The organism is Nocardia bovistercoris (genome assembly GCF_015674855.1).
GTDB classification, from domain to species: Bacteria; Actinomycetota; Actinomycetes; order Mycobacteriales; family Mycobacteriaceae; genus Nocardia; species Nocardia bovistercoris.
In genome coordinates this window covers 276592-295239 of the sequence record NZ_JADMLG010000009.1, presented here as the reverse complement: position 1 = coordinate 295239, position 18648 = coordinate 276592, and the positions used below count along the sequence as shown (strand labels likewise).

General features: G+C 68.3%; 11 protein-coding genes. 7 read left to right on the top strand and 4 right to left on the bottom strand.

The window, feature by feature from the left end; translation table 11 throughout:
* The first annotated feature begins 246 nt into the window (after positions 1-246).
* The 6 genes from leuA (at position 247) to IT779_RS22840 (ending at position 8861) form a co-directional block, all read left to right on the top strand.
* A complete protein-coding gene (gene leuA / locus IT779_RS22865; RefSeq protein WP_196151415.1) occupies positions 247-2040 on the top strand; it encodes a 2-isopropylmalate synthase in 1794 nt (597 codons plus the stop codon).
* Between the two features lie 419 nt (positions 2041-2459).
* Positions 2460-4016: a MinD/ParA family ATP-binding protein gene (locus IT779_RS22860; protein ID WP_196151414.1), complete on the top strand. Its 1557-nt coding sequence runs from the start codon at positions 2460-2462 to the stop codon at positions 4014-4016.
* A gap of 258 nt (positions 4017-4274) precedes the next feature.
* Positions 4275-5993, top strand: coding sequence for a hydroxysqualene dehydroxylase (locus tag IT779_RS22855; RefSeq protein ID WP_232541985.1), 1719 nt, complete (start codon positions 4275-4277; stop codon positions 5991-5993).
* 237 nt (positions 5994-6230) lie between these two features.
* Positions 6231-6878, top strand: coding sequence for a pyridoxamine 5'-phosphate oxidase family protein (locus IT779_RS22850; RefSeq protein WP_196151412.1), 648 nt, complete (start codon positions 6231-6233; stop codon positions 6876-6878).
* A gap of 37 nt (positions 6879-6915) precedes the next feature.
* Complete coding sequence (locus IT779_RS22845; RefSeq protein ID WP_196151411.1) at positions 6916-8154, top strand: MurT ligase domain-containing protein; 1239 nt, start codon at positions 6916-6918, stop codon at positions 8152-8154.
* Positions 8151-8861: a type 1 glutamine amidotransferase gene (locus IT779_RS22840; RefSeq protein ID WP_196151410.1), complete on the top strand. Its 711-nt coding sequence runs from the start codon at positions 8151-8153 to the stop codon at positions 8859-8861. Before IT779_RS22845 ends, IT779_RS22840 begins: the two co-directional genes overlap by 4 nt.
* An 82-nt stretch (positions 8862-8943) precedes the next feature.
* On the opposite strand, the gene IT779_RS22835 is transcribed toward IT779_RS22840, so the two are convergent.
* Genes IT779_RS22835 through IT779_RS22820 form a run of 4 tightly spaced genes read right to left on the bottom strand, consistent with a single transcriptional unit; the run spans position 8944 to position 18216 of the window.
* Positions 8944-10014, bottom strand: a complete 1071-nt coding sequence (locus IT779_RS22835; RefSeq protein ID WP_408637786.1) for a zinc-binding metallopeptidase family protein — start codon at positions 10012-10014, stop codon at positions 8944-8946.
* A gap of 60 nt (positions 10015-10074) precedes the next feature.
* Positions 10075-10989 (bottom strand): transglutaminase family protein, encoded by a 915-nt coding sequence (locus tag IT779_RS22830; protein WP_196151408.1) that lies wholly within the window; start codon positions 10987-10989, stop codon positions 10075-10077.
* The gene (locus IT779_RS39110) at positions 10986-14498 is read right to left on the bottom strand and encodes a circularly permuted type 2 ATP-grasp protein (RefSeq protein WP_408637784.1); all 3513 of its coding nucleotides are present in this window, start codon (positions 14496-14498) and stop codon (positions 10986-10988) included. The genes IT779_RS22830 and IT779_RS39110 overlap by 4 nt, the downstream gene beginning before the upstream one ends.
* Positions 14499-14526: 28 nt before the next feature.
* Positions 14527-18216, bottom strand: coding sequence for a transglutaminase family protein (locus IT779_RS22820; RefSeq protein WP_196151407.1), 3690 nt, complete (start codon positions 18214-18216; stop codon positions 14527-14529).
* A gap of 153 nt (positions 18217-18369) precedes the next feature.
* Between IT779_RS22820 and IT779_RS22815 the strand changes: the two genes are divergently transcribed.
* Positions 18370-18576: a hypothetical protein gene (locus IT779_RS22815; RefSeq protein WP_196151406.1), complete on the top strand. Its 207-nt coding sequence runs from the start codon at positions 18370-18372 to the stop codon at positions 18574-18576.
* Positions 18577-18648 lie beyond the last annotated feature (72 nt).

The window sequence follows — 18648 nt, the reverse complement described above, 5'->3', positions numbered from 1 at the left end:
TATGCGCACCGAAGTGGCCGTCCGCTGCCGACCGGGCGGGCACGGAGCGGGATCGGACTCTCGGACGCGAGATGGGAGGGGCCGCGAACACGCGGCGACCGAGTCGACGCTAAAATGGCTCTCATCATGCAGCGGGCGCTTCTCCTCAGCCGCCGCGGCGGGGTCTGAACGGACCGGCACCCGCCGCGGGGTTTCGCCGCGCCGGTCGACCCCAATATCGGGATCCACCAAACCCTGGAGAATCGCATGTCCCCTGCTGACGTCTACGTATCGGGTTCGCGCAGTATTTCCGCTCCGGCCAAGCCCGCACCGGCCGACCAGCCCGCATGGAACACCCAGAAGAACTCGTCCATGCCGACCTACCGCTACCGGCCGTACGCCGAAGAGGTCGAGCCCGTCAGCCTGCCCGACCGCACCTGGCCCGACCGCGTCATCGACCGCGCCCCCGGCTGGTGCGCCGTCGACCTGCGCGACGGCAACCAGGCGCTGATCGACCCCATGAGCCCCGCCCGCAAGCGCCGCATGTTCGACCTGCTGGTCAGGATGGGCTACAAGGAGATCGAGGTCGGCTTCCCCTCCGCCAGCCAGACCGATTTCGACTTCGTCCGCGAAATCATCGAAGACGGCGCCATCCCGCACGACGTCTCCATCCAAGTCCTGACCCAGTGCCGCCCCGAACTGATCGAACGCACCTTCGAGGCATGCGCGGGCGCGACCAACGTGATCGTGCACTTCTACAACTCGACCTCCATCCTGCAACGCAAAGTCGTGTTCCGCGCCGACCGCGAAGCCGTCAAGAAGATCGCCACCGACGCCGCGACGTTGTGCCTGGAATTCGAACAGCGCTACCCCGACACCACCTGGCGCTACGAGTACAGCCCCGAGTCCTACACCGGCACCGAACTCGAATACGCCAAAGACGTCTGCGACGCCGTCACCGCGATCATCGCGCCGACCCCCGACAAGCCGATGATCATCAACCTGCCCGCCACGGTGGAAATGGCGACCCCCAACGTCTACGCCGACTCGATCGAATGGATGAGCCGCAACCTGGCCCGCCGCGACTCGATCGTGCTGTCCCTGCACCCGCACAACGACCGGGGCACCGCCGTCGCAGCCGCCGAACTCGGCTACCAGGCAGGCGCCGACCGCATCGAAGGCTGCCTGTTCGGCAACGGCGAACGCACCGGCAACGTCTGCCTCGTCACCCTCGGCATGAACATGTTCTCCCGAGGCATCGACCCCCAGATCACCTTCTCCGACATCGACGAAATCCGCCGAACCGTCGAATACTGCAACCAGCTGCCCGTCCACGAACGCCACCCCTACGGCGGCGACCTGGTCTACACCGCCTTCTCCGGCTCCCACCAGGACGCCATCAACAAGGGCCTCGACGCGATGAAGGCCACCGCCGACGCCGCCGAAGCTGATGTCGACGACATCGTCTGGGAAGTCCCCTACCTGCCGATCGACCCCAAAGACGTCGGACGCACCTACGAAGCGGTGATCCGAGTCAACTCGCAATCCGGCAAGGGCGGCGTCGCCTACATCATGAAAACCGATCACGGCCTGGCACTCCCGCGCCGCCTGCAAATCGAATTCTCCCAAGCCATCCAGAAGATCACCGATGGCGAAGGCGGCGAAGTCACCCCGAAGGAAATGTGGGACGTCTTCCACGAGGAATACCTGTCCCCCATCCTGCCCCTGGAACGGATGCGCCAGCGAGTCACCGCATCCGAAACCGACGGCGGCGTCGACTCGATAACCGCCGTGGTCAAGGTCAACGGAGTCGAACACGAGATCAGCGGCTCCGGAAACGGCCCACTGGCAGCATTCGTAGACGCGATCGCCACAGTCGGATTCGACGTACGAGTACTCGACTACAGCGAACACGCGATGTCAGCGGGCGACGACGCACAAGCCGCCGCCTACGTGGAATGCGCCATCGGCGACACCGTCGTCTGGGGCGTAGGAATCGCGACCTCGATCACCACAGCCTCACTGCGCGCAGTCGTCTCAGCGGTAAACCGCACCCACTGAGGCACCCCCCAGAGCAACGCGGGGGATTCACCTGTCCAACCAACGGCCAGGTGAATCCCCTCCCCGATGACATCCCCATACCCGCGCCCGCGTACCCACGCCCGTTCCACCAACCATCACCGGTCCTACCGTGCGGTGAAAGCTCCGGCGCATCCCGTTCCGCTGCCGGACATCTCTAGTTCGCTTAGACGGAAACCCCTGGTAGGCACGGCTTATCGTCCCGGTCGAAACCCTGCCACAGCCGCCCTCACACCACCCGCCACCCGCTCGGTGCACCGAGCCACACACCCACGAACCCCGTGCTAGCGTTGATTCCGCATCCAAGCGCCGAGCTCTCTGCTCGATCCCGAGCAGATGGGGGAACTGTGACAAACAACGACCACAACCCGACTTCTCCGCCCTGGCTGCAAGGTCGTTCGGTGGACACGGCCGAGGTCGAAGCCGAGTCCGCGGCCACATCGGCTACCAAGGACGATCCCACCTCATCGAAGTCCGCGGAGCAGCCGGATCCGACGGTCACCGAGGCCCGTGAGTCGGAGTCCGTTCCGGCTTCCCCGGACGGCCCGTACGCCGGATATTCCAGCGCCCCGGGCGATTCCGGCCCGTACAAGCAGGTCAAGCCCCCGGGATACGAACAGCAGGCCCCGCAGCCCGGTTACGGCCCGGTCGAGGGTTTCGCGCCGCAGACCGAGCAGCATCAGTTCGCGCCCCCTTACACCACCGGCCAGTTCCCACCGCCGTATCAGGGTGGCCCGTATCCGCAGGGCCCCCACCCGCATTCGGCCGAACCGCTGCCCCCGCCGCCCCATTACGGCGAGCCTCGCCCCGACGGCCCGGGTCCGCAGGAGACGCAGAGCGCACCCATCTACAGTTGGGCGCCGCCACCTCCGCAGCATCAGCCGCCGATGTACCCACCGCAGGGCGGCCAAGGCCCGGGTCAGGGCTGGTCGAGCGGCCCGGCGGGTGCGCCGCAGCCGCAGGTCCCGTTCCAGCCGCAGCATGTCGCGCAGCCGGGGCAGTCGGGCCATTCGGTGAACGATCTCAACCTGCTGAAGCGGGCTCGTCGGGCGCCGCGCAGCGGGTGGCGGCGTGCGGTGCACAAGGCTTCCGGCGGCATGATCAATCCGGGAGAGTCGGCCGCCGACATCGTTTTCCGTGATCTCGTTGACCGGGTGAATCAGCCGGTGCGCGGCGATTACCGGATCGCGATCCTGTCGTTGAAGGGCGGTGTCGGCAAGACGACGACCACCGTCGGCCTCGGTTCCACTTTCGCTTCGCTGCGCGGTGACCGCGTGATCGCCATCGACGCCAACCCCGACCTGGGCACGCTCGCGCACCGGGTGCCGCGCCAAACCCGTTCCACGGTGCGCAATCTGCTCGAGGATCAGCAGATCTCGCGGTATTCCGATGTCCGCGCGCACACCTCGCAGGCGCCGAGCAGGCTGGAAGTGCTTGCCTCGGAACAGGATCCGGCGGTGTCGGAGGCGTTCAGCGAAGCCGATTACCGCAAGGCCATCGGTATCCTGCAATCGTTCTACAACATCATCCTCACCGACTGCGGCACCGGTCTGATGCATTCGGCCATGTCCGGCGTTCTCGACATGGCCAGTTCCCTGGTGCTGGTCACCTCACCGGCGATCGACGGCGCGCGCAGCGCTTCGGCCACGCTGGACTGGCTCGACCATCACGGTTACGGCAAACTCGTGGAGCGGACCGTGGTCGTGGTGAACGCTTCGCGGCGCGGCGCGTCCACCGTCGACCTGGATCAGCTGCGCAAACTGTTCCTCGACCGGACTCGCGCGGTGCAGGTCGTGCCGTTCGACGACCATCTGGCCGAGGGCGCGGAGATCGACCTGGAACTGGTCAGCAAACCCACGAGCCGCGCGCTGCTCGAACTCGCGGCCATGGTCGCCGACGATTTCGGCTATATCGCGGCGCAGCAGTATCGCAACCCGGGTCCGCCGGGCGTGCACTGATCCGGCGAAGAACTTCGGCGAACCCGCCCCGCGCGCGTGCGGGCGCGGGTTAGTCTCTGCGGCGTACCGGTCCGCCGTCCAGTTCGGCGGCGGCCGTATCGGGGGCGGGTCGGGGGTTCTCGCGACGTCACCTTAGAGTGTGCGGCGTTGAAGGTTGGTCGGCGAAGACTGAGCGGCAGAGGCTAGGCGGCGAAGAAGCGCATGGCAGAACAGCGATGGTCCGTCTCGCGGAGATCGATGATTCGCGGCACGGTGGCGATGGGGTTTGCGACGGCCGGTGCGGTAGCGGCGAGTGCGCTGAGAACACCCTCGGCGCAGGCCGCTCCCTCGGGACCACGGGTTGCGGTGCTCGGTGGCGGTGTCGCCGGGTTGACGGCGGCGCACGAGCTGGCCGAACGCGGGTTCCGGGTCACGGTGTACGAGCGGCGCGCGCTCGGCGGCAAAGCGCGCAGTATTCCGGTGCCGAATACGGGTGCGGCCGGTCGGCCGGATCTGCCCGGTGAGCACGGGTTCCGCTTCTTCCCCGGCTTCTACCAGCACATACCGGACACCATGCGGCGGATTCCGTTCGCGGGCAACCCGGACGGGGTGCGGGACAACCTGCTCTCGGTGTCGGAGGCGCGTTTCGCTCGACGCGGCGGCGACGACTTCCGAATGCTGCCGCTGAGTATGCCCGACGCCTCGCACGCGACGCCGGAAGCTTTCCGGGAGACGGTCGGCGCCACCATCTCGGCGTCGCTGAATCTGCCCGCACCCGAGGGCCTCTATTTCGCCAACCGGTTGCTGGTCTTCAACTCCAGTTGTGACGCGCGGCGGGTCGGCCAATGGGAGCAGACGGCCTGGAACCGTTTCGTCGGCGGCCATCAGCGTTCGCACGAATTCCGCGCGCTGCTTTCTCGCGCGCTGACCAGTCTGCTGGTCGCGGCGAAGGACGAGATCGCGAGCGTGCGCACCATAGGCACGATGGGCGAGCAATTCCTCGGCAATCCGTTCCAGGTCGGCAACGACGGACCGCTCGACCGGGTGTTGAACGGCCCGACCAATGCCGCGTGGATCGACCCGTGGATCGGGCGGCTGCGCGAGCTCGGCGTCGAATTCGTGCTCGGCGCCGAAGTGCGCGGACTCGAGGTGCGCGACCGGCGGATCGCGGCGGCGAAAGTGGTCGGCCCGTCCGGCGCGAACACCGTCGACGCCGACTATTTCGTGGTCGCGCTGCCCGCCGAACGGGCGCGGACACTGTGGAACGACGACGTCCTCGCGGTGTGGCCGGAACTGGCGGCCATGGATCGCCTTTACGTGGACTGGATGACCGGAATCCAGTTCTACCTGCGTCGTCCCGCCGACATCTCGCGCGGGCACACCGCCTACATCGACTCGCCGTGGTCGCTCACCTCGATCAGCCAGAACCAGCTCTGGAACCGCAAACTCCCCGAATACGGCGACGGCGCCGTGCAGGACTGCCTATCGGTGGACATCTCCGACTGGAACACACCCGGTGTGCTGTACGGCAAGATCGCCAAGGAATGCACGCACGAGGAGATCGCACGCGAGGTGTGGACGCAGATGCGCGAACACCTCGACGACGTCGGCGACACCCTGCGCGACGCCGATCTGCATTCGTGGTTCCTCGATCCGGGCGTCACGTGGCAGCCCGATCAGCGTCGCAATGTCAACGCCGACCCGCTGCTCATCAATACGACCGGATCGTGGGCGTGCAGGCCGGAAGCGCACGGCGCGGTCGAAAACCTTTTCCTCGCGGGCGATTACGTACGCACCAATATCGACCTCGCCACCATGGAGGGCGCGAACGAGTCGGCGCGGTCGGCGGTCAACGCACTGCTCGACGTGGCGGGTTCCACCGCGCCGCGCTGCGCGAAGTATCGGATGTACCGAGCGGCCGAACTCGAGCCGTTGCGCACCATCGACGCCGACCGGTTCGCGGCGGGCCTGCCGAACATGTTCGACCTGGGCACCTGACGCGATGCCGACTCCAGCAGGCAGATAGCTTCGCGCGAGCAGGCGAATCCCGACGGGTCGGCACTCCGCTCGGACCGGACAACATCGAACGGCCGAGCGATATCGAGCAGGTCGGCGGTACCGAGCAGGTCGGCAAATTCACACGAGCGAGCGATTCCCCAGGGGCTACGGTGGATTGGTCCCGTCCGTGACCGGGCGCGTCCCGGCGGACCTCTCGAACCTGCGGGGGAGTTCTATATGCCGCGACCGACAAGTGCGAACGCCGACCAGATCACCGATCCCGCCGACCTGCGCCACCTGCTCGGCGAGCCGATGCCGCGCGCGGTGGCCAAGGAGCGGATCGCCCTGCACGCCAGAGACCGGGAATGGATCGCGGCGTCACCGTTCATCGTGGTCGCGACCAGCGACGCCGACGGCAACTGCGACGCCTCACCGAAGGGCGACCCGGCGGGATTCGTGCAGGTCATCGATGACACCACCCTCGCCATCCCCGAGCGTCCCGGCAACCGAAGGGCCGACGGCTACCTCAACATCCTGGCCAACCCGCATATCGGCGTGATCTTCCTCATTCCCGGCCGCAGCGAGACCTTGCGGGTCAACGGCAGCGCGCGGCTGGTGCGCGATGCCGGCTACTTCGACGACATGGTGGTGAAAGGGCACCGCCCGATCCTGGCCGTCGAGGTCGCCGTCGAGCAGATCTTCTTCCACTGCGGCAAGGCGTTCATGCGCAGCCACCTGTGGGATGTCGCGCGACAACCCGCCCACACGCTGCCCAGTCACGCGCAGATCACCAAGGACGTCATCCCCGATTCCCCGGAGACGGTGGCCGAGTTGGAACGGTACTACGCGCCCGAGAACTACCGCGCCAAGCTGTACCGCGACTGAATCCGCGCCCGCGCCCCGCCCGTGCGAGACTTGGCCCGTGAAAATTTCGGTGCGTGGGCGGATCGCCCTGCGGGCCGCGGCGCTGGCGTCGTGGGCCTCGCAGCGAGCGGGCCGCGGCAAGGGTTCCATGATCGGCGGATTGATCGCGTTGAAGATCGATCCGACGATCATGGATCAGCTCGGACGCGGCCGCCGCACCGTGTTGGTCACCGGCACCAACGGCAAATCCACCACCACCAGGATGACCACGGCCGCGCTCGCCACCCTCGGCGAGGTCGCCACCCAGGCCGACGGCGCCAATATGGACGCGGGCATCGTCGCCGCGCTCAGCGCGCATCCCGGGGTCGCGCTGGCCGCCATCGAGGTCGACGAACTGCATCTGCCGCACGTCACCGATTCGCTGAATCCGGCGGCCGTGGTTTTGCTGAACCTGAGCCGCGACCAATTGGACCGGGTCGGCGAGATCAACATGATCGAACGCAGGCTGCGCGCCGGACTGGCCCGCCACCCCGACACCGTGGTCATCGCCAACTGCGACGATGTGCTCATCACCTCCATCGCCTACGACCACCCGAACGTGGTGTGGGTGGCCGCGGGCAGCGGATGGGCCATGGACGCGACCAGTTGCCCGCGCAGCGGCGAACCGATCCTCTGGGACGGTCCGCACTGGCACAGCACCGGCGCGGACTTTCAACGCCCGCAACCGGATTGGTGGCTCGATGACGACAAGCTTTGCGGTCCCGACGGAGTGCGCCTGCCCCTGACCCTCGCGCTGCCCGGCCGCGCCAACCGCGGCAATGCCGCGCAAGCGGTGGCGGCGTCGGTGGCGTTGGGGGCCGATCCCACTCAGGCCGCCGCGGCCGCGGGCACCGTCCGCGAGATCGCGGGCCGGTACCGCACCGTTCAGGTCGGCGAGCACGCGGCGCGCCTGCTGCTCGCCAAGAATCCGGCGGGCTGGCAGGAAGCCTTGTCGATGATCGACCCGTCCTCGGCCGGGTTGGTGATCGCCGTGAACGGGCAAGTCCCCGACGGCGAGGACCTGTCCTGGCTGTGGGACGTGCGATTCGAACATTTCGAGGGCGTGCAAGTGGTCGCCGCGGGCGAACGCGCCACCGACCTCGCCGTCCGCCTGACCTACGCGGGCGTCGAACACACCACCGTCCCCGACCCGGTGCGCGCCATCGCCTCCTGCCCGGCAGGCCACGTCGAGGTGCTGGCGAACTACACCGCGTTCCGCGACCTCAACCGCGACCTCGACACCAAGGCGGGAGCATGACCACATCCACCGTACGAATCGGACTGGTGCTGCCCGACGTGATGGGCACCTACGGCGACGGCGGCAACGCGCTCGTCCTGCGCCAACGCGCCCGCATGCGCGGCTATGACGCCGAGATCGTGGAGATAACCCTGCCCGACCCGGTACCGGAATCCCTCGACATCTACACCCTCGGCGGCGCCGAGGACTCCGCCCAACGCCTGGCCACCCGCCACCTCCAGCGCTTCCCGGGCCTGCAGCGCGCCGCCGCGAACGGCGCCCCCGTCCTGGCGATCTGCGCGGCGATCCAGGTACTCGGCCACTGGTACGAAACCTCGACCGGCGAACGCGTCGACGGCGTAGGCATGATCGACGCCACCACCTCGCCCCAGACCAAACGCGCCATCGGCGAAGTGACGACCACCCCCCTGGTACCCGGCCTCACCGCCGCCCTCACCGGCTTCGAAAACCACCGCGGCGGAACAACACTCGGCCCCGAAGCCACCGCCCTGGCCCGAGTGACCCGCGGCGTGGGCAACGGCGTTGGCGACAGTCTCGAAGGCGTAGTCCAAGGCTCGGTGATCGGCACCTACATGCACGGCCCCGCCCTGGCCCGCAACCCCGAACTAGCCGACCTCCTCCTGTCCCGAGCCCTCGGCGCCGAAACCCTGCCACCCCTCGACCTCCCCGAGGTAGACCAACTCCGCCGAGAACGCCTCCGCGCCTGACCCGTTCAGGGCTCGATCCCGAAATCCCGCGCGATCTCGGCGTTCACCGCTTCGGAGTCCCGGTCCGGGTGGAGAACGACGGCTAGGCCGGAGCCGTAGCGCAGAGGTCGTGCACCAGACGCATCTTCTCCAGGACCGGGTCGGGGAGGACGAAGGGGTAGAGATCAGGATGCCCCATGGACCGGTTCACCATGTTCAAGGACCAGGCCAGAGGCAACCACTGGTCGATGATCTTGTCGAAACCGGCCCGGCCGAGTTGGGGGCGGTCGAGGGTGGCTCCCGCGGAGGCGAAGCCGAAGGCGGCGGCGGTGTCGAGGGTGTCGCGGATGTGCAGGTAGTGGGCGAAGGTCTCGGCCCAATCCTCGGCGGGGTGCATGGTGGCGTAGGAGGAGACGTAGTTCGCCTCCCAGCCCGCGGGCGCGCCCTCGGAGTAGTGGCGATCCAGTGCCGCTTGATAGTCGGCGTCGGCGTCACCGAACAGGTCGAGGAAACGTTGGCGCGCTTCGTCGTCGGCGACGAGGACGGCGTAATAGTAGTGGCCGATCTCGTGCCGGAAATGGCCGAGCAACGTCCGGTACGGTTCGTCCATCTCCACGCGCAACTGCTCGCGATGCGGATCGTTCGCCTCGGCCAGATCCAACGTGATGACACCGTTCTGATGCCCGGTCAGCACCTGGTCGGTGGCGCTGGACAGCAGATCGAAAGCCAGACCGAACCGCGGATTCTCGTCGCGGCCCGTGATCGGCAGACCGAGTTCGGCCAATTCGGTGATCAGGCGGCGCTTGGCGGCCTCCGCTTCGGCGAACGCGTCGAGACCCGCGGTGTCGTTGTCGTTCGGCCGGGTGCGGGTCAGTCGGCAGGACTCACACAGTGCCGGTCCACCGTTGACCTGCACGAGCGGTGCGGCATCGGGAGCGTCGTCGTCGTGCTCGGCAGGTTGGGGTTCGGCGGCCACTCCGTCCCCGTCGGCGTCGGGCACCTGCACGAGCCAATTGCATTTGGCCACATGCAGGTTGTCGCACAGCCGGTACCGATGCCCGTCGACCACACCGCTGAGGTGCCCGTTGTCGCCGGTCGGCGCGAAATCCGAGATGACGAGCAGGGTGCGCAGGGCGAGGCTGAATCCGAGCGGACTCGAGCAGGACAGGCACAGCGAATTCTCGAAGGCCAACTGCTGACCGCAGTTGGGGCAGGCGAAATCACGCACGCGGGCTCACACCTCCAGTGGAGCGACGTCGACGGACACGGTGATCATGCTCTCTCTCGCATCGGTGTAGATGATGCCGCGCAGCGGCGGCACATCGGCGTAGTCACGGCCCCAGGCCGCGGTCACATAGCGTTCGTCGGCGAACTGATCGTTGGTCGGGTCGAATCCGATCCAGCGACCGGTGCGGTCACCGGCCGAGTCGCCCGGCACCCATACCGCGGCCCAGGCGTGCGTGGCGTCGGCGCCGACCATGCGTTCCTTACCTGGCGGCGGGTCGGTCGCCAGGTATCCGGACACGTAGCGCGCGGCGAGTCCGTGCGAACGCAGGCAGGCCGCGCCGACACGCGCGAAGTCCTGGCACACGCCTTCGCGCGCGGCGAAGACGTCGGCGACCCGCGTCGACACGGTGGTCGATCCCGAGCGGTAGGTGAAGTCGTCGTGGATGCGGCTGTTGAGTTCGGTGACGGCCTCGAGCAGCGGACGCCCCGGCCGCAGCGACTCCGCCGCGTATTCGACCACGGCCGGGGTGATCTCCGGCGGCCGCAGGTCGAGGGTGAACTCGACGGCGAGCGGACCCGAGACGGCACTCGGCCGCGCCTGCTCCCACGGCAGCAGCGCCGCCGACCGCAGTTCGGGGTCGGGCGCGTCGACTTCGACCACCGAGTCGCCGGTCACCTCCAGTTGGGTGTGCTCGGCGGTGACGTGGAAGTAGGAGGTGGTGTTGCCGTACACATCGCTGCCAACCGACCGGTCCGAGGGCACCGGGTCGATGTGCAGATCATGGCCGATGAGCCGCTGACCCGGGAAATCTCGCGGCGTCAGGTAGGCGCGCCCGTAGGAACTGCTGACCTCGTCGGAGTAGGAGTATTTCGTCTTGTGCCGCACCCGGTAGCGCCGGGTGGCGCGTTCGACCGTGGTCATCCGACGATCCTCGTGCTGCCCCACAGCGGCTGGATACCCGCGGGCAGTGCCAGTTTCGTGGTCTCGAACGATTCGGATACCTTGCGCAGCCGCAAGTGCACCCCCTCCAGGAGTTCGGCGAGTTCGGCGCGCTTGCCGTCGGCGTCGGTGGCCTCGAGGTCGGCCGGGTCGACGCGGCGCAACATGCGCTGCGCGTCGGCCAGCAACCGTTGCGGCCGTGACGATCCCGACGCGCCGGGGAGTTGTTGGAAGGCCGCGTCGAGACGATCGAGTTGGTAGGCCAGTGAGCGCGGATTGCTCGCGTCGAAGAGCAGCAGACTGGCCACCGACGAGATCCGCACCGAATCCCGGTGCCGCCGACGGTAACTCACCGAGGATTCGGCGGCGCGCAGCACCGATTCGGTCACCACCTGTTCGGCTTCGCCGCCGTAGTTCTCGGTCAGCGCGCCGGACATGAGCGCCGTCAACGCGAGACCGCGTTCGATCCGCTTCCCGATGTCCATGACGTACCAACCGGCGTCGCGCACCAGCGATTCCGATCCGATCCCGGACAGCGAGAGCAGCGCGGCCAAAGTCAGCGAATGCACCGCCGACAACGCCGCCTCCTCGTTGGTGTCGGCGTCGCGGTACTCCGCGAGCGCGCGATCCACCGCGCTCAGGATCATCCAGGTGTCCTGCGACAGCTGATCGCGCACCGCACGCGCGGCCGAACCGTACCGGTCGATGGCGAAGGCCAGCGAGCCCGGCAGTTCCCGGTCGATGGTCAGCGACACCAGATACTCGTACCCTTCCCGAGAAGCCCCCGCCACACTCGCCCTGTTCCGCACCTGCCCGGTCACCGACGCGAGCGGATCTTCGGGCGTGGCAACGGTATTCGTCGGCCGATCGGTGGACGACCCGGCCTCGGGCCGCACCGATTCGCCAGGTCCGGCCGTCCCTTCGGAACCGATCGCGCTCTCGGTCTCGGCCGCGAGTTCGGAGTCGGCCGTGGCCCCGGAACCGGTGCGGCCCGAACGCGCCGCCAGGTCTTCCGAGTCGGGCATGCCCGTCGATTTCCTCGACTCGGCGACCCGCGAGTGGTCGGCCCGCGCGGCGCCGGATTCGCGGCCCTCCGCGTCGGATGCCGACGACTTCTCCGGCTCCGGATACGAATCCGACTGCCCAGCAATGCTTTGCGATGCCTCCGACATCGATTGGCCCGCACCGGACTGGGACATCCCCGGCATCGACTGTCCGGACGAAGATTGCGACATCCCCGGCATCGACTGGGACATCCCCGATGTGGGCCGCCCTGCTTCACGTGCGGCATCGGACTGCGACGGTTCCTCGCTGCCCGCACCGGGGCCACCGCTGGACGGCGTCCGCGTTTCGTTCGATCGCGGCTGCCCCTCGGTCGACTGTGTCTGTCCGCCGTTCGGATGCGACGGACCGCTTGTCGAATGCGCCTGTCCACCAACCGACTGCGACTGACCGGCACCCGATTGTGACTGCTCCGCGCCGGACCCACCGGCGGGGGTGGGTGCACCGTTCGGTCCGGAATCCTTTGCGTGCAGCGGATTCGGCTGTTGCGGTACGGGTGGGGTCGGGCGGGGGATGACCGAGACCACGGCGGGTGGCGCGATGGTTCCGGTGCTTCTGGCGAGAGCCGCCATCAGGACCGGGACGGCTTCCGCTCCTTCCAGCCACGGGCGGTAGCGGTAGTCCTGGTAGCGGTCGTGGGTGGCGATGAGCAGGCGGGCAACGGATTCGGCGCGTTCGCTGTAGCGGCCCATCCAGAACAGGTCGTTGAGGACGCGGGGCGAACTGATCGCTTCCACGACGGGTTCGGGGCGGAACAGCCGTTCCTCGGTGTGCGGTTCGGCCGAGACCGCCGTCACCGCGGAAGGGGCGGTGCGCACCCACACGTCCTTGGCCGCGACCTTGATGACCGACCGGTCGGGTGCGAGGCGGTGTCGAAGTTGGCCGAGTCCACCCGTCATCGCGGTGTAGCCGCCGCGTCGGGCGAGTGCGAACAATCGCATGCCGACCGGGGCGGCGGCGAGTCCGCCGTAGCCCTGCACGGCGGGCGCGACCGAGAACTGCGCGGGTTCCTGCCCGACCCACTGCCACGGAGCGGCTTCGACGCGCGCCTTCAGTTCGGCGCGTTCGGCGGCGGCGAGCCCCGGCCCGAAAATGGTGGAGCCGTCCACGGCCGACCGTATGACCAGCCGCGACAGGTTCGCCAACAGGTGCGAGAGTTCGGTTTCGTCACCGCCCCAATACGAAGGTGCACTCTCCAGCAGCAGTTCCTCGCCGAGCAGGGCGCGCGAGATCCTCGGCAGGAATCCGGTGAGCGCGGGACTTTCCAGCAGACCGCTGCCGAGCGTGTTGACCACCGTGACCGCGCCGCGGCGCAGCACCTCGACCAGCCCGACCACACCGAGTTGCGAATCGGGGCGAAGGTCGAGCGGATCGGAGAATTCCGAGTCGACGCGCCGCAGCACCACGTCCACCCGTTTCAGGGTGCCGAGCGAACGCATCCACAGCGCTCCGTCGCGGACCACCAGATCGGCGCTCTCCACCAGCGGGAAACCCAGTGTGGCGGCCAGATATGCCTGGTCGAAGGCGGTTTCGGAGTGCACGCCCGGACTCAGGACCACCACCATCGGGTCGTCCACGTCGGCGACCGGCGCGGCTTCGATGAGCATCATCCGCATGGCGCGCGCGAACGGTGTCAGCGGACGCGGGCCGGAATGTTCGAAGGATTCCGGGATCGCGGTGGAGACCACCCTGCGGTCGGCCAACGCGTAACCCGCCCCGGACGGCGCCTGCGCCCAGTCGGCGATAACGCGGAACTGTCCGTCGCCCCACCGGCTGATATCGCAGGCGTGCAGGAACAGTTGGTGCCTGCCGGGAATGGTGATGCCGTGCGCGGCACGCACGTAACCGGTGTTGCCGAAAACGATTTCCGGCGGAAGCAGCCCGGAGGTGAGGGTGCGCCGCGAACCGTAGACGTCGGTGAGCACCTCGTCCAGCACCCGCGAGCGCTGCAACAGACCGGCTTCCAGCCTGCTCCAGTCGTCGGCCGACACCAGCAGCGGAATCGGGTCGAGCCGCCACGGCACCGGGATGACCTTCTCGCCCGACCCGTTTACCTCGGTGTAGGTGATGCCGTCGTCCTCGATGAGCCTGCGCAGCCTGGTGTCCAGACGCCCGAGCCCCGCGGTGCCGAGGTGCACGAAATCGGCGGACAGTTCCGACCACATCGGCCGGATCCGGCCGTCGGCGCCGACCAGTTCGTCGTAGTGGCCCGGAATCGGCATACCGCATTCGTCGAAGCCGTGTTCGCCGCTCTCCGCGCGGTAGCGGGCGAACTGTTCGGCGATCTCCGCGCGCACCCTCAGCTCACGAACATCCGTCGCACGCACCGCCGCACCATGTGCCTGTCCCCCGTCCTCGTCGTCGTCCCGCACGGATTCGAGGACGTCCGCCCATGTCCGCTGTCCGGATGTCTCGCCATCGGCCACCATGCCGACCTCACTTCCCTGCCGGACGTGTCTACCGGTCGCTGGACAGTCCCCACACGGTACGAGCCCGGCGTAGATCCAGGATGCCCGGTGCGCCCACATCGGTCGACTGTGCCGCAATCTTCGCACGCAACAACCCGGTATCGACCGGCGCGGTGGTGTGACCCGCGGCCTCGAAACGCCGGTTGCGCCGCGATTGCGCGACCACCGCGTTCACCGGCGGATCCTCCCAGTACTGGCCGCCGGGGTGGGAGACGTGATAGGTGCAGCCGCCGCGCGAGATTCCGGTCTCGGCGTCGATCAGGTCGAAGACCAGCGGTGCGTCGACGGTGATGGTGGGATGCAGCGCGTTCGGCGGCTGCCACGCGCGGTAGCGGATACCGGCCACTTGCACATCGGCCTTGTCGGTAGCCAGCAGCGGGACCGGCGCGCCATTGCAGGTAACGACGAAACGGTCGCGATCGGCGCCGACGACCCTGACCTGGATGCGCTCCACCGAGGAATCGACGTAGCGGGCGGTGCCGGAGGCGACGGTCTGCTCGCCGAGGGTGTGCCACGGTTCGATCGCGCCGCGCACCTCGATCTCCACATCGCCGAGTACCACCGTGCCGATGCGGGGGAACCTGAACTCGGTGAACGGATCGAGCCAACCGGTGTCGAATTCGATACCGGCCGCGCGCAGGTCGGCGGCGACCTCGGCGATATCGGTGGAGATGAAGTGCGGCAGCAGATACCGACCGTGCAGGTTGGCGCCGTGGCGGATGAGCTTGGCGTGATAGGGCCGCGCCCAGAACATCGTCACGATGCCTCGAACCAGCAGCGACTGCACCATCGCCATCTGGAAATGCGGCGGCATCTCGAAACCGCGCAACTCCAGCAGACCGAGTCGACCGCGCGCCGAATCCGGGTTGTACAGCTTGTCGATGCAGAACTCGGCGCGATGGGTGTTGCCGGTCAGGTCGGTGAGCAGGTGCCGCAGCGCGCGATCCACCTGCCACGGCGCGACCGGCTCGTCGCCCGGCGAATCGGCGGTGAGGCGGGCGATCTCGGCGAAGGCGATCTCGAGTTCGTAGAGCGCGCCCTCCCTGCCCTCGTCGATGCGCGGCGCCTGCGAGGTCGGGCCGATGAACCGGCCGGAGAACAGGTACGACAGCGACGGATGCCGCTGCCAGTAGGTCAGCATCGACACGAGCAGGTCCGGCCTGCGCAGGATGGGCGAGCTCGCGGGGTTCACACCGCCGAGGGTGATGTGGTTGCCGCCGCCGGTGCCGCTGGAACTGCCGTCGACGTCGAAGGATTCGGTGCCGAGGCGGGCCAGCCTGGCCTGGTCGTAGAGCGTGGACAGCAGGTCGGCCTGTTCCGCGAAGGAGGCTGTGGGCTGCACGTTGACCTCGATGACGCCGGGGTCGGGGGTCACCGACAGCGTCTGTAGCCGGGCGTCGACGGGCGGTCCGTAACCTTCCAGCACCACCGGCTGACCCGAGGCCGCCGCGGCGGCTTCGACCCGCCCGATCAGGTCGACGAAATCCGCCAGAGTGTCCACCGGCGGCAGGAATACGTGCAGTCGGTTGTCGCGCACCTCGGCGACCACGGCGGTGGTCGGCTCCCAGTACCCGGACTCGACCACGGCGGGCGGTTCCTTGCGATCCGGGCGCAGCGGGCCCATGAACAGCGGATCACTGTCGGGACGCGGGCGCGGCACACCCCAGGAGATGGCGTCGAGCGGCAGTCTGAGACCGGCGGGAGAATCGCCCTCCGCCAGAACGATCCGGCCGGTCGGGCGGTGTTCGGACCGGCCGCGCCGCAGCCGCCAGTCCGCGCTGGCCCAGCCGCCGCCGTCGGCCCGGCGATACAGCGGGAGCACGTAGGCGATCGGGTCGGCGACCGAATCCTCCAGTCGGCGCAGCAGTTCAGCGCGGGCCTCGAGCGAATCGCGCTCGGGATCGATGTCGTCGGCGACGACCGGGTCGCCCGAAGGCATCCGCATGGTCGCGGCCAGGCGGGCCAGCGGGTCCTCGTAGGCCGGGCGGACCTGGGTTTCGGGCAGGCCGAGCCCGTCCGCGAGATGGCCGATCAGGGCTTCGGCCGCTGCGGAATCGGCGGCGGGCACCACTCGGCGCGGGAGCGTGCCGACATTCGAATTGCCCTCGACGCGCACGGTCCGGATGTCGGTGCCGTCAGCGGGCAGTTCCGATGGATCCCCGCCCGAATCGTCACGTGTGCGCTCGACTACGTCGTCCTGCGCACCTGTCTCCTTGTGAGCGCTCGCTCCATTTCGCTCACTTGCGCCTTCGCCCGCACCGCGATGTGCGCCCGCGCCATCCGGTGCGCCCGCGCCGTCATTCGTGTCCGCGCCGTCCCGCGCGCTTGCGCCGTTTCGCCCGTGCCCGCCGTTCGTATCCGAAAGCATCTCGGGAGCGGATGGCTTCGGGGCGAGATCCACCGGAGTCCACGGATCGAGGAGCAGGTCGGGGCGGGTCCACAGCGGTTCGCCGTCGGTGCGCCAAGCGAGGGCGATCTCCCAGCGCGGCAACGGCTCACCCGGATACCACTTGCCCTGGCGATACTGCGCGATACCGGTCGGGGCGTAGATGCGTTTCAGGCGATCGGCCAGGTCGACGGCGCGCTCCCGTTTGTGCGTGCCGTCGGCGGCGGTGGTCCACTCGGGGCTGATCTGGTCGTCGATCGACACGAACGTCGGTTCGCCGCCGATGGTGAGCCCGATACCGTCGGCCGCCATCCGCGTGTCGAGCGCGATGCCCGCCGCCGTGATGCGGGTCCACTGGGAATCGGTGTAGGGCAGCGTGACCCGAGGGTCCTCGTGGATGCGTCGGACCGTGTTGGAGAAGTCGAGGGTCGCCTCGGTCTTGTCGGTCGCGCCGGTGATCGCCGCCGACGAGGTCGGGTGCGGAGTGGCGGCGAGCGGGATGTGCCCCTCGCCCGCGAACAGGCCGGAGGTCGGGTCCATGCCGATCCACCCGGCTCCGGGCACGTACACCTCGGTCCAGGCGTGCAGGTCGGTGAAATCGGCGGCGGGACCGGACGGGCCGTCCAGCGACGCCACATCCTGGGCGAGTTGCACCAGGTATCCGGAGACGAACCGGGCCGCGAGCCCGAATTCCCGCAGGATCGACACCAGCAGCCACGCCGAGTCGCGGCAGGAACCGATGGCGGTGCGCAGTGTGTGATCCGGCGACTGCACGCCCGGCTCCATCCGCACCGTGTACCCGACGTGTTCGCGCAGCACCCGATTGACCTCGACCAGGAAGTCGATGGTGCGCGGCTCGCCATCCGGGCGGTGGGCGCGCACCCACTCCCGCACGAGCTCACCCGGACCCGTGCCGGGCCCCGTCTCGTCCACCGGCCGCAGATACGGCTCGAGGTCGTCGGTGAGTTCCTTGCCGTAGGCGAACGGGAAGTACTCGGCGGAATCCTCGATGAAGAAGTCGAACGGGTTGACCACCTCGAGGTCGGCCACCAGCCCGATGGTGATCGAGAGCTCCCGCGTCGGCTCCGGGAAGACAAGCCGGGCAAGGAAGTTGCCGAACGCGTCCTGCTGCCAGTTCACCCAGTGCTCGGCCGGCGTCACCCGCATCGAGTACGCCTCGATCCTGGTCCGGGAGTGCGGAGCCGGACGCAACCGCACCACGTGCGGATACACCTGCACCAACCGGTCGAAGGTATACGCGGTCCGGTGTTCGAGCGACACCTTGATGCCCATGCAGCAAGTTCACCACACCCCGCGACCCGGTGCCGAGCCATCAACCTGGCGTTTTCCCTACGGCAACATTGCGACACACCTCCGGCCATCACCTCACCTGTCGGACCACGGTGATAAGACCGGAGTCACCCAGAGTTCACATCGGGAGGTCCCATGCCGACACCGGAGTGCCGATCCTGCCGCGCCGCGATCGACCACTGCCACGGCACCCTGATCGTCCACCCTCACAACGCCACCGAATGCACCGACCCCGACTGCACCGACCCCACCCACGCCCGCCACACCTTCGTAGTCGACTGCACCGACCTGGCAGGCGGCTGCCCCTGCGCCCACCCCGACCACCGAGCCGAAACGGCCTGACCTCAGTCGACGCGATGTCGACGGTCCGATCGAACGATGACCGTCCTTCGCTGGTTGTCGGAGTCGATGGTA